Source organism: Janthinobacterium sp. AD80 (genome assembly GCF_002878455.1).
Taxonomy (GTDB): Bacteria; Pseudomonadota; Gammaproteobacteria; order Burkholderiales; family Burkholderiaceae_D; genus Janthinobacterium.
This window is the reverse complement of sequence record NZ_NRDQ01000037.1, coordinates 15,950-27,566: the sequence shown is the minus strand read 5'-3', so window position 1 is coordinate 27,566 and position 11,617 is coordinate 15,950. Positions and strand designations below refer to the sequence as shown.

Annotated in this window: 11 protein-coding genes; 10 read left to right on the top strand and 1 reads right to left on the bottom strand. The window is 62.6% G+C overall.

Going from position 1 to position 11,617, the window contains the following annotated elements; genetic code table 11:
- From ispC to JaAD80_RS08860, 10 genes are all read left to right on the top strand, one after another.
- Complete coding sequence (gene ispC, locus JaAD80_RS08905; protein ID WP_102293850.1) at nucleotides 1–1,185, top strand: 1-deoxy-D-xylulose-5-phosphate reductoisomerase; 1,185 nt, start codon at nucleotides 1–3, stop codon at nucleotides 1,183–1,185.
- Complete coding sequence (gene rseP, locus JaAD80_RS08900; protein WP_102293849.1) at nucleotides 1,182–2,543, top strand: RIP metalloprotease RseP; 1,362 nt, start codon at nucleotides 1,182–1,184, stop codon at nucleotides 2,541–2,543. Before ispC ends, rseP begins: the two co-directional genes overlap by 4 nt.
- A gap of 82 nt (nucleotides 2,544–2,625) precedes the next feature.
- On the top strand, nucleotides 2,626–4,962 hold the full coding sequence (gene bamA, locus JaAD80_RS08895) for an outer membrane protein assembly factor BamA (RefSeq protein WP_102293848.1): 2,337 nt from the start codon (nucleotides 2,626–2,628) through the stop codon (nucleotides 4,960–4,962).
- A gap of 52 nt (nucleotides 4,963–5,014) precedes the next feature.
- The gene (locus JaAD80_RS08890; protein ID WP_102293847.1) at nucleotides 5,015–5,533 is read left to right on the top strand and encodes an OmpH family outer membrane protein; all 519 of its coding nucleotides are present in this window, start codon (nucleotides 5,015–5,017) and stop codon (nucleotides 5,531–5,533) included.
- Between the two features lie 165 nt (nucleotides 5,534–5,698).
- Entirely contained in the window at nucleotides 5,699–6,754 is a 1,056-nt protein-coding gene (gene lpxD / locus JaAD80_RS08885; RefSeq protein WP_102293846.1) for a UDP-3-O-(3-hydroxymyristoyl)glucosamine N-acyltransferase, read from the top strand.
- Nucleotides 6,751–7,245, top strand: a complete 495-nt coding sequence (fabZ, locus tag JaAD80_RS08880; RefSeq protein ID WP_071077748.1) for a 3-hydroxyacyl-ACP dehydratase FabZ — start codon at nucleotides 6,751–6,753, stop codon at nucleotides 7,243–7,245. Before lpxD ends, fabZ begins: the two co-directional genes overlap by 4 nt.
- Before the next feature lies 1 nt (nucleotide 7,246).
- Complete coding sequence (gene lpxA / locus JaAD80_RS08875) at nucleotides 7,247–8,038, top strand: acyl-ACP--UDP-N-acetylglucosamine O-acyltransferase (protein ID WP_102293845.1); 792 nt, start codon at nucleotides 7,247–7,249, stop codon at nucleotides 8,036–8,038.
- A complete protein-coding gene (gene lpxB, locus JaAD80_RS08870; protein ID WP_102293844.1) occupies nucleotides 8,022–9,197 on the top strand; it encodes a lipid-A-disaccharide synthase in 1,176 nt (391 codons plus the stop codon). Before lpxA ends, lpxB begins: the two co-directional genes overlap by 17 nt.
- Nucleotides 9,198–9,240: 43 nt before the next feature.
- Complete coding sequence (gene rnhB / locus JaAD80_RS08865; protein ID WP_102293843.1) at nucleotides 9,241–9,879, top strand: ribonuclease HII; 639 nt, start codon at nucleotides 9,241–9,243, stop codon at nucleotides 9,877–9,879.
- Nucleotides 9,876–10,661 (top strand): RNA methyltransferase, encoded by a 786-nt coding sequence (locus tag JaAD80_RS08860; RefSeq protein WP_102293842.1) that lies wholly within the window; start codon nucleotides 9,876–9,878, stop codon nucleotides 10,659–10,661. The genes rnhB and JaAD80_RS08860 overlap by 4 nt, the downstream gene beginning before the upstream one ends.
- A 49-nt stretch (nucleotides 10,662–10,710) precedes the next feature.
- Here JaAD80_RS08860 and JaAD80_RS08855 read toward each other — a convergent pair whose 3' ends face one another.
- Entirely contained in the window at nucleotides 10,711–11,559 is an 849-nt protein-coding gene (locus tag JaAD80_RS08855) for a pyruvate, water dikinase regulatory protein (protein WP_102293841.1), read from the bottom strand.
- Nucleotides 11,560–11,617: the final 58 nt, after the last annotated feature.

Below are 11,617 nucleotides of genomic sequence, written 5' to 3'. Positions count from 1 at the left end.
ATGCAATACATCACCATCCTAGGCGCGACCGGCTCGATCGGCGTGTCCACCCTGGACGTGCTCGCGCGCCATCCAGAGCAGTACAGCGTCTACGCGCTGAGCGCCCACAGCCGCGTTGCCGAGCTGGCCGCCCAGTGCCTGCAATTTCGTCCCCAGCGCGCCGTCGTCGCCACGGCCGAGGCGGCCCTTGAACTGACGCGCTTGCTGCGCGGGCAGGGCGTGTCCACCGAAGTCGAGTACGGCGAGGCGGCCTTGTGCGCGATCGCCAGCGCGCCGCAGGTGACGGGCGTGATGGCCGCCATCGTCGGCGCCGCCGGCCTGGCACCCACCCTGGCCGCAGCCCGGGCCGGCAAGAAAGTCTTGCTGGCCAACAAGGAAGCGCTGGTGATGTCCGGCCAGCTGTTCATCGATGCCGTGCACGACAACGGCGCCGTGCTGCTGCCGATCGACAGCGAACACAACGCCATTTTCCAGTGCCTGCCGCATGCCTACGGCCGCGCGCCTGCAGCCTCGGGCGTGGCAAAGATCGTGCTGACGGCGTCCGGCGGTCCCTTCCTCACGCGCGACGTCGAGACGCTCGACAAGGTCACGCCTGACCAGGCGTGCAAGCATCCGACCTGGGCCATGGGCCGCAAGATCTCCGTCGATTCGGCCACCATGATGAACAAGGGACTGGAAGTGATCGAGGCGCACTGGCTGTTTGGCGCGCCTGCCGACAGGATCGAAGTGCTGATCCATCCGCAAAGCGTGATCCATTCCATGGTCTCGTACATCGACGGCTCCGTGCTGGCCCAACTGGGCAACCCGGATATGCGCACGCCCATCGCGCACGCGCTGGCGTATCCGCAGCGCATCGATTCCGGCGTGGCGCAGCTTGACCTGGTGCAAGTGGCCACCTTGCAGTTCGAACGTCCCGATTTCCGCCGTTTCCCTTGCCTGGCGCTGGCGTTCGACGCCTTGCGCGCGGGCGGCACGGCACCGGCCCTGCTGAACGCGGCCAATGAAGTGGCCGTGCAAGCCTTCCTCGAGGAACAGATCGGCTTCCGCCAGATCGATACCGTCATTGCCCACGTGATCGAGACGGTGGCGCATGGCGCCGCCTCCAGCATCGATGCCGTGATGGAACAGGACCGCCTGGCCCGCGTGGCGGCACAGGCGTATATCGCCGGCAGGCTGGCCGCATGACGCTCATTACCACCTTGCTGGCGTTTATCGTTGCGCTGGGCTCGCTGATTACCCTGCACGAGCTGGGCCACTACCTGGTGGCGCGCTGGTGCGGCGTGAAGGTGCTGCGTTTTTCCATCGGCATGGGCAAGGTCGTGTATTCGCGCAAGCTGGGCAAGGATCAAACGGAGTGGGCCATTTCCGCGCTGCCGCTGGGCGGCTATGTGAGCATGCTCGACAGCCGCGCGCAAGACCTCAGCGGCTTGCCGGAAAGCGAACTGCGCCGTGAATTCACGCGCCAGAGCGTGTGGCGCCGCATCGCCATCGTCGCTGCCGGCCCGCTGGCCAATTTCCTCGTCGCCATCGTGCTGTACGCAGGCCTGTTCATGTACGGCATCGAAGAGCCATCGAGCAAGCTTGGCCCCGTGGCCGAACAGACGGCCGCCTATACGGCCGGCCTGCAGCGTGACGATCTGGTCGAATCGGTCAATGGCAAGGCCGTGGGCAGCTGGTCCGACCTGCGCTGGGAGCTGATCCAGGCCGCGCTCGACAAGCAGCCGGCGCGCATCGAAGTGCGCCGCCCTGACCGCGGCGTGCAGGAAGCCATCCTGCCGACGGCCAGCCTGACGGAAACGGACCTCGAAGGCGACGTGCTGGGCAAGCTGGGCCTGACCCTGGCCCGCTCGGCGCCCACCATGATGGAAATCCTGCCCGGTGGTGCCGCCGAGCGCGCCGGGCTGCAAAAGGGCGATGAAATCCTCGCCATCGACGGCAAGCCTGTGCATGACGTGACCGCCATCATCGACACCCTGAGCCGGGCGCCCGGGCAAACCTTGCAATTGCAAATGTTGCGTCAAGGGCAAGATCTGACCCTGCCGATCACCCCCGACGCCGTGCCCGGTGCAGGGGCGGAGGGAGCTGTAACAGTTGGTAAGATCCAGGCCAAGCTGGGACAGGTGCCGGATATGATCACCGTGGCATCGGGACCGTTCGCCGCCGTCGGCAAGGCCAGCGTCAAGGTCTGGGATACCAGTGTCATGAGCCTGAAAATGCTGGGCAAAATGATCACCGGACAGGTGTCGCTGAAGAATGTGACGGGGCCGATTACCATCGCCGACTATGCGGGCCAGACGGCGCGCATCGGCCTGGTGAGCTACCTGAGCTTCATTGCCTTCATCAGTATCAGTCTTGGCGTGATGAATTTGCTACCCATTCCTGTTCTGGATGGCGGGCATTTGCTGTATTATTCGCTGGAAGTTTTGACCGGACGCCCCGTGCCGGAACGCGTAGGCGAGATTGCCCAGCGGCTGGGGATCGGTCTGTTGCTGACCTTGATGGTGCTTGCCGTCTTTAACGACGTCTTGCGGCTGCTGAATTAAGGCAATGGCTGATGCCATTGAGTGAGTCGCACAAGCAATCTTTTGTGTATGTTGTCCACTGATTTACCATTGAATAACCCCAATGAAATTACATTCTGCTCGTTTTGCCTTGCCTTCCTTTCGCCGTAGCCTGATCGGTGCTGCCGTCATGGCTTTCTGTGCCGGCCACGCGCTGGCCGTCCAGCCGTTCACTGTCAAGGACATCCGGGTCGAAGGGATCCAGCGTACCGAAGCGGGCACCGTGTTCAGCTACCTGCCGGTGCGGGTAGGCGAGACGTTCTCCGACGAAAAGAGTATCGCCGCCATCAAGGCCCTGTATGCGACGGGTTTCTTCAAGGATGTGCGCCTGGAAGTCGATGGCGACGTGCTGGTCGTGCTGGTCGAGGAACGCCCGGCCATCGCCGCGGTGGAATTCACCGGCACCAAGGAATTTGAAAAGGACGTGCTGGTCAAGGCATTGAAGGAAATTGGCGTGGGTGAAGCCAAGATCTTCGACAAGGCTTCGGTCGACCGCGCGGAACAGGAACTCAAGCGCCAGTACCTGTCGCATGGCCTGTATGGCGTGAAGATCACCACCACCGTCACGCCGATCGAGCGTAACCGCGTCAACGTGGTGTTCGCTGTCGACGAAGGCGACGTGGCCCGCATCAAGCAGATCAACATCGTCGGCAACAAGGCGTTCAAGGACAAGGAATTGCGCGAGCAGCTGGCCCTGAACACGGGCGGCTGGTTCAGCTGGTACACCAAGGCCGACCAGTATTCGAAGACCAAGCTGACGGGCGACATCGAGTCGCTGAAGTCGTTCTACCTTGACCGCGGCTATATCGAGATGCAGGTCGATTCGACGCAAGTGTCGATCACGCCCGATAAAAAAGACATCTACCTGACGATCAACATCACGGAAGGCGAGAAGTACAAGATCGCCGGCACCAAGTTCGAAGGCGAGATGTTTGGCCGCGAAGAAGAACTGAAGGCGCTGAACCTGATGCGCGAAGGCGAGATCTATTCGGGCGCGCGCCTGACGGCGACCAACAAGCGTATCCAGGACCGCCTGGCGACGTTCGGCTATGCGTTTGCCAACGTCAACGCCAATCCCGAGATCAATCGCGAAAAGCATGAAGTGGGCTTTACCTTCTTCATCGATCCGGGCAAGCGCGTGTACGTGCGCCACATGAATATCGCCGGCAACACCACCACGCGCGATGAAGTCATCCGCCGCGAATTCCGCCAGTTCGAGTCGTCCTGGTACGACAGCAACAAGATCAAGCTGTCGCGCGACCGTGTCGACCGCCTCGGCTACTTCAAGGACGTGACCATCGACACGCCGGAAGCGCAGGGCACGAACGACCAGGTCGACGTGAACGTGACGGTGGTGGAAAAGCCGACCGGTAACTTCCTGATCGGCGGCGCGTTCTCGCAGTCCGAGAAATTCACCCTGTCGGCTTCGATTTCGCAAGCCAACTTTGCCGGTAGCGGCAACACGGTGGGTATCGAACTCAATACCAGCCATTACAGCCGCACCATCGCATTTTCGCAAACCAATCCGTATTTCACGGACGACGGCATCTCGCGCAGCTTTGAAGTCTATCTGCGGACGACGGAACCGCCGGCGCTGAACATCGGCAGCTACAAGATCAAGCAGACCGGTGGCCGCGTCAGTTTCGGCGTGCCGTTCTCGGAAATGGATACCGTCTTCTTCGGTATCGGCGCCGAGCGCTCGCGCATCGAAACGGATGCCACCAGCCCGGTGCGCTTCAAGCAATACGTGATCGACAACGGCGGCCCGTCCGACGGTATCGGTTCGGCCACCACCAATTCCATCCCGCTGACGGCGGCATGGCAGCGCGACAGCCGCGACAGCGCGCTGACGCCATCGATTGGCCGCTACCAGCGCGTCAACCTCGAGGCTGACCTGGTCGGCGACCAGAAATACTTCCGTGCCATCTATGAGCACCAGTATTTCCGTCCGTTGTTCAGCAAGGTCACCCTGGCGCTGAAAGGCGAGATCGATTACGGCCATGGTATCGGCAACCACGTGTATCCGGTTTTCAAGAACTTCTACGGCGGCGGCATCGGTTCGGTGCGCGGCTACCTGAGCTCTTCGCTGGGCGCTGTTGAACCAAGCACCAACGACGCCCTCGGCGGCGCGTCGCGCCTGATCGGTAACGCGGAACTGCAAATGCCATTCCCCGGTTCGGGCAATGACCGCAGCCTGCGCTGGTTCGGTTTCCTCGACGGCGGCCAGGTCTACCAGGAAGGCGAAAAAATGCGAATCTCGCAATTGCGCTATTCTGCAGGTCTGGGGATCAGCTGGATTTCGCCGGTGGGCCCGCTCAAGCTGAGCTATGCCAAGCCGTTGAACGCCAAACCGACAGACCGCCTGGAGCGCTTCCAGTTCCAGATGGGTACCGGTTTCTGACCGGGCCCTCTGCAGCAGGGCGCCAGCTTACACTTTTTGACCATGGAGTATCATGAACACCGCATCCGCTACCCTGCCCAAGACCCTTGCCGCGCTTGCATTGTGCTGGAGTTCGCTGTTGCCGGTGCAGGCGCAGGCTCAGGAGTCGAAGATCGCCTGGATCAGCAGCGAACGTATTTATAACGAATCGAAGCTGGCGAAACAGGCCAGCGCCAAGCTGGCCGAGGAATTCCGTTCGCGGGAAAAGGCCGTGCAGGAATTGGCCGCCCGTTTCAAGGTGGCCAACGAGGCGCTGGAAAAGGACATGCCGACCCTGAGCGAGGCCGACCGCGCCAAGCGCCAGCGCGAATTTTTCGAACTGGACAAGGAATTGCAGCGCCGCCAGCGCGAATTCCGCGAAGACCTGAGCCAGCGCACGAACGAAGAGCGCAGCGCCATCGCGGAAAAGGCCAACACCATCATCCAGCAGATGGCGCATATCGAAGGATATGACATCGTGCTGCAGGAAGCCCTGTGGGCCAGCCCGCGCATCGACATTACCGACAAGGTCTTGAAGGCGCTGGACAAGTAATCGAAACGGTTTTAAGCCTGACAGTGCCGTAGCGAGCGGATGTGAGTGGTGCTTGAAAAGCGGCGCCGTGCGAATGCACGGGGCCGCCCGAGGCAGCGAGCATCGCAGACCGCACATCGCGCCGCGCGGTACGCATAGTCAGGCGTTCTTATAAAAAGGTAAAAGATGGGCACTCGACTAGGAGACTTGGTCGAACGCTTCGGCGGGCAGTTGGCGGGCGATCCCAACCTGGAAGTCACAGGGATCGCACCGCTGGCCGACGCCGGCGCTTCGCACATCAGCTTTCTCAGCAACAGTAAATTTCGCGCACAGGCGGCCCAGAGTGGCGCTGCCGCCCTGATCCTCACGCCGGCCGACGACGCGCTGATCGGCGTTGAGTACGCGGGCGCGCGCATCGTCACACCGAATCCCTATGTGTATTTCGCGCGCGCGGCGCAGTATTTCGCCGCCCTGCATGAAATCAAGGCCCCGCCGGGCATCCATGCCAGCGCCGTGGTCGACGCCAGCGCGCAGGTCGACGCCAGCGCCTCCGTCGGCGCCAATGCCGTCATCGAGGCCGGTGCCGTGATTGGCGCCGGCTGCGTGATCGGCTCAGGCTGCGTGGTGGGGCGCGACGCCGTGATCGGCGCCGGCACGCAGTTCTTCGCCAACGTGACCTTCCACGCGCGCTGCGTGATCGGCCAGCGCGGCATCATCCATTCGGGCGCCGTGATCGGCACCGACGGCTTCGGCTTCGCCAACGAAGGCGGCGTGTATATCAAGATCCCGCAAACGGGCAGGGTGGTGATCGGCGACGATGTCGATATCGGCGCCAACACCACCATCGACCGTGGCGCACTGGCCGACACCATCATCGAAGACGGCGTCAAGCTGGACAACCAGATCCAGATCGGCCACAACTGCCATATCGGCGCGCACACGGCCATGGCCGGCTGCGTCGGCGTGGCGGGCAGTGCCGTCATCGGCAAATACTGCACCTTTGGCGGCGCCGCCATGGTGCTGGGCCACCTGACGATCGCCGACCGCGTCCACGTCGGCTCGGGCAGCATGGTCTCGCGTTCGATTCTTGAAGCGGGCCAGTACACGGGTTTCTACCCGCTGGCCAAGAACGCCGACTGGGAAAAGAGCGCCGCCATCGTGCGCAACCTGTCAAGCATGCGCGAGAAAATCCGCGCGCTTGAAAAAACAATTAAAACACTGACCACGCAAGACGAAAAATGACTACTGAAAAAAAGACCCTCGACATCCTGGCCATCAAATCGCTGCTGCCGCACCGCTACCCGCTGCTGCTGGTGGACCGCGTGCTGGACTGGGAAGCGAACAAAACCATCACCGCCATCAAGAACGTGACGGTCAACGAAGAATTCTTCCAGGGCCACTTCCCGCACAAGCCAGTCATGCCTGGCGTGCTGATGATCGAAGCGCTGGCGCAGACGGCGGCCTTGCTGTCGTTCCTGTCGATGGGCGTGAAACCGGACGAGAACTCGGTGGTGTACTTCGTCGGCATCGACAATGCGCGCTTCAAGCGTCCCGTCGAACCGGGCGACCAGCTGAAGATGGACGTGGAAATTCTGCGCGTCTCGCGCGGCATCTGGAAGTACAAGGCGGTCGGCTCGGTCGACGGCAAAGTGGCGCTGGAAGCGGAGCTGATGTGCACCATCCGCAGCGCGCAGGATGCCAGCCAGTCTGCGAGCCAGCCTGCGGGACAGTAACATGGCGGCCATCCACTCCACGGCAGTGATCGACCCGAAGGCCGAGCTGGACAGCTCGGTCGAAGTCGGTCCGTATTCCATCATTGGCCCGCACGTGCGCATCGGCGCCGGCACCAAAGTCGGCCCGCACGTGGTGATCGACGGTCACACGACGATCGGCACGGACAATCACCTGTTCCAGTTTTCTTCCATCGGCGCGCAGCCGCAGGATAAAAAATGGGCAGGCGAGGCGACGCGCCTGGACATCGGCGACCGCAACACCATCCGCGAATTTTGCACCTTCAACACCGGCACGGTGCAGGGCGGCGGCGTGACGCGCCTGGGCAATGACAACTGGATTTCGGCGTATGTCCACCTCGCGCACGACTGCCTGGTGGGCAACAACACCATCTTTTCGAACAACGCGCAGCTGGCGGGCCACGTGGAGATCGGCGACTGGGTCATCATGAGCGGTTTCGCCAATGTGCACCAGTTCTGCAAGATCGGCGCGCATGCCTTCGTCGGCATGAGCACCAGCCTGACGCAGGACGTGCCGCCGTTCGTGCTGCTGAGCGGCAATCCGGCGCAGGCGCATGGCGTGAATATCGAGGGCCTGAAACGGCGCGGTTTCACGCGCGAGCAGATCAACGGCATCCGCACCGCCTATAAACTGATCTACCGCTCGGGCCTGACCCTCGATGAGGCCAAGGCGGCGCTGTTCGAAGAAGAGCAGGCTTCCTCGCCCGAGGTGGCCGAACACATTCGCGCCATGCGCGAATTCCTGGGCGTGGCGTCGCGTGGCATCGTCCGCTGACCAGGCAGGCGGCCTGTCGGTCGCCATCGTCGCCGGCGAGGTGTCGGGCGACCTGCTGGCCAGCCGGCTGCTGTCCGGCCTGGTGCCGCAGCTGCCCGGTGCGCGTTTCCATGGCATCGGCGGCGAGCACATGGCCAGGCAGGGTTTTGTTTCCGACTGGCCGCTGGACAAGCTGACGGTGCGCGGCCTGTTCGAGATCATTCCCCGCTACCGCGAAATCAAGGGTATCCAGAACGCGCTGCGCGACCAGCTGCTGGCCGAGCGTCCCGCCGTCTTCATCGGCGCCGACTATCCCGGCTTCAACCTGGGGCTGGAACAGCAGCTGAAGGAAGGCGGCATCCCCACCGTGCATTACATCGGGCCGCAGATCTGGGCCTGGCGCGGTGGACGCATCAAGAAAATCATCAAGGCTGTCTCGCACATGCTGGTAATCTTCCCTTTCGAGGAAGAGATCTACCGCAAGGCTGGCGTGCCCGTCACGTATGTCGGCCATCCGCTGGCCGAGATGATTCCCGTGCAGCCTGACGAGGCGGCCGCGCGCCGTACCTTGGGCTTGCCGGAAGATGCCAACGTCGTGACCCTGATGCCGGGCAGCCGCATGGGTGAGCTCAAATACAATACGGTGGCCTTTGTCAGCGCCTGCAAGCTGCTGCTGGCGCGCGACCGTTCGCTGAAATTCGTCGCGCCCATGGCCGGCGAAAAACAGCGCCAGTACTTCCTGCAGCTGATCGCGCAAGCTGGCTTGCAGGACGTCGAGATCCTGCTTACCGATGGCGGCTCGCATACGGCCATCTGCGCCGCCGATGCGGTGCTGGTGGCATCCGGCACGGCTTCGCTGGAAGTGGCGCTATACAAGAAGCCGATGGTCATTGCCTACAAGATGATGCGCGCCTCGTGGGAAATCATGCGCCACATGGGCTACCAGCCGTGGATTGGCTTGCCCAACATCCTGGCGCGCGACTATCTGGTGCCCGAGCTGCTGCAAAACGCGGCCAGCCCCGAAGCGCTGGCCGAAGCCATGTGGCAGCAGCTGAGCGACGTGCCAGGGCGCTTGCGCCTGGTGCAGCGCTTCACGGACATGCACCACAGCCTGCTGCGCGACAGCGCGCGCGAGAGCGCCAACGCGGTGATGCAAGTTATCGCCGCCAACCGCAAGTAGTTCCGCTCACCGCTTCAACCGCAGTACCAACCAAAGATTTAACGTGAAAAATATCTATCCCGGCCTGTTTGACGACTTGCCATTCTCGCTCGATGAAATCGTCTGTGGCGTCGACGAGGCAGGGCGCGGTCCGCTGGCCGGCCCCGTCTTCGCCGCTGCCGTGATCCTCGACCCGAACCAGCCAATCGACGGCTTGCGCGACTCGAAGAAACTCACTGAAGCCAAACGCGACTTGCTGGCGCCGCAGATCAAGGCCAAGGCCCTGGCCTGGGCCATCGCCGAAGCGTCGGAAGAGGAGATCGACAGCCTGAATATCCTGCAGGCGTCGATGCTGGCCATGCGCCGCGCCGTCGAGGCGCTGGCGACCGTACCGACCCTGGCCCTGATCGATGGCAACCGCTGCCCCGTGATGCCGGTACGCGGCATGGCGATCATCGGTGGCGACGACAAGGTCGACTCCATTTCCGCCGCCTCGATCCTGGCCAAGACGGCACGCGACGCCGCCCTCGTGCACCTGCACGCGGCGTATCCTGAATACTGCTTCGACCAGCACAAGGGCTACGGCACCAAGCTGCACCTGGAACGCCTGCACCTGCACGGCGCCTCGCCCGTGCATCGCCGCTCGTTCGCGCCCGTACGTAACGTGATCGCCCTGTTTGGCGGACAGGAGGTGGCGGCATGAAGACGATCACCTCGCGCGACAACGCGCAGTACAAGGACCTGCTGAAACTGGCGGGCAGTTCGCAGGCGCGCCGCAAGTCAGGCCGCACCTTGCTCGATGGCGTGCACCTGTGCCAGTCCTACTTGCAGCTGCGTGGCATGCCGGAGCAGTGCATCGTCAGCGAAAGCGCCTTGCAGAATCCGGAAGTGGCGGACATCGTCGGCCAGCTCGAAAGCCAGCGCGCGCACGTGCTGGGTTTGCCCGATGCGCTGTACCACGCCGTGAGCCAGGTCGAACACGGCGTCGGCGTGATGTTCCTCATCGGGACGCCGGAACGGGCCGTCACGGCGCCCGTCAGCGTCTCGGCCGTGCTGCTCGATAACCTGCAGGATCCGGGCAACGTCGGCTCTATTTTGCGCAGCGCGGCCGCCGCCGGCATCACGCAGGTGTATTGCAGCGCCGGCACGGCATTCTGCTGGTCGCCGAAAGTGCTGCGCGCGGCCATGGGTGCGCACTTCGTGCTCGATATCTTTGAAAATGTGGATCTGGCGGCGCTCGTTGCCGGCGCCAAGGTGGCGACCCTGGCCACCAGCGGCTACGCCACGCAGCGCCTGTACGATGTCGACCTGCGCCAGCCCGTGGCCTGGCTGTTCGGCCATGAAGGGCAGGGCGTCGCTGACGATTTGTTGTCGATGGCCACGCACCAGGTGGTCATTCCCCACCTCGGCCAGATCGAATCGCTGAACGTGGCCGCCTGCGCCGCCGTATGCTTCTTCGAGCAGGTGCGGCAGGGCCTGCAATAGGCGCCTGGCCGTACCGGGGTCAGACCCGCCGGGTCTGACCCCGTGCCAACTAGTACTCGCGGCGGTTCGGCTTGATCTCCTGCAAGATCGTCGTGGAGATCTCTTCGATCGACTTGGTGGTCGAGGACAGCCAGCGGATACCCTCGCGTTTCATCATCTTTTCCGCCTCGTTGACTTCGTAACGGCAGTTTTCAATCGCCGCATACTTGCTTCCAGCCCGTCTTTCGTTGCGTATTTCCGACAAACGTTCGGGCGTAATGCTCAATCCAAAAATTTTATTCTTAAATTCGTACAGCGCCGTCGGCAGCTTGTCGCGCTCGAAATCATCGGGTATCAGCGGATAATTGGCCGCCTTGATGCCGTACTGCATGGCCAGGTACAGGCTGGTCGGGGTCTTGCCAGAGCGCGACACGCCCACCAGAATGACATCGGCCGACGACAGATTCTTGTGCGACTGGCCATCATCGTGCGCCAGCGAATAGTTGATCGCCTCGATGCGGTTCTTGTATTCCTCGCTGTCGACGATGTTGTGCGAGCGGCCGATGGTATGCGTCGACATCACGCCCAGCTCCTGCTCCAGCGGGGCGACGAAGGTCTGGATCAGGTCCATGTGCATGCCGCTGGACTTGCGGATCACGGCCGACAGGTCGCTTTTCACCAGGGTCGAGAAGATGATGGGCTTCTGGCCGTCGGTGGCGAAGGCTTCGTTGATCTTGCGCGCCGCGTCATGGGCCTTGTCCATGGTATCGATGAAGGGCAGGCGGATCTGGCGGAAGCGCAGCTCGAATTGTGTCAGCACGGAATGGCCGAAGGTTTCGGCGGTGATGCCGGTACCGTCAGAAACGAAGAAAACAGTGCGGGCCGCAGGGGGCAGGGGAGGGCGTGGTTCTTGTGTCATGGGTCTTCGGATCGAGATTGTGCGTCGTCAATTTGCGCCGCACAAGGTAAAATGGCTG

What these genes read in the sequence shown, in the direction of transcription:
- fabZ (WP_071077748.1), top strand. Translation starts at nt 6,751, where the DNA reads ATGACTACTGAAAAAAAGACCCTCGACATCCTGGCCATCAAATCGCTG.
- rseP (WP_102293849.1), top strand. Translation starts at nt 1,182, where the DNA reads ATGACGCTCATTACCACCTTGCTGGCGTTTATCGTTGCGCTGGGCTCG.
- lpxD (WP_102293846.1), top strand. Translation starts at nt 5,699, where the DNA reads ATGGGCACTCGACTAGGAGACTTGGTCGAACGCTTCGGCGGGCAGTTG.
- lpxA (WP_102293845.1), top strand. Translation starts at nt 7,247, where the DNA reads ATGGCGGCCATCCACTCCACGGCAGTGATCGACCCGAAGGCCGAGCTG.
- JaAD80_RS08860 (WP_102293842.1), top strand. Translation starts at nt 9,876, where the DNA reads ATGAAGACGATCACCTCGCGCGACAACGCGCAGTACAAGGACCTGCTG.
- bamA (WP_102293848.1), top strand. Translation starts at nt 2,626, where the DNA reads ATGAAATTACATTCTGCTCGTTTTGCCTTGCCTTCCTTTCGCCGTAGC.
- JaAD80_RS08855 (WP_102293841.1), bottom strand. Translation starts at nt 11,559, where the DNA reads ATGACACAAGAACCACGCCCTCCCCTGCCCCCTGCGGCCCGCACTGTT.
- JaAD80_RS08890 (WP_102293847.1), top strand. Translation starts at nt 5,015, where the DNA reads ATGAACACCGCATCCGCTACCCTGCCCAAGACCCTTGCCGCGCTTGCA.
- ispC (WP_102293850.1), top strand. Translation starts at nt 1, where the DNA reads ATGCAATACATCACCATCCTAGGCGCGACCGGCTCGATCGGCGTGTCC.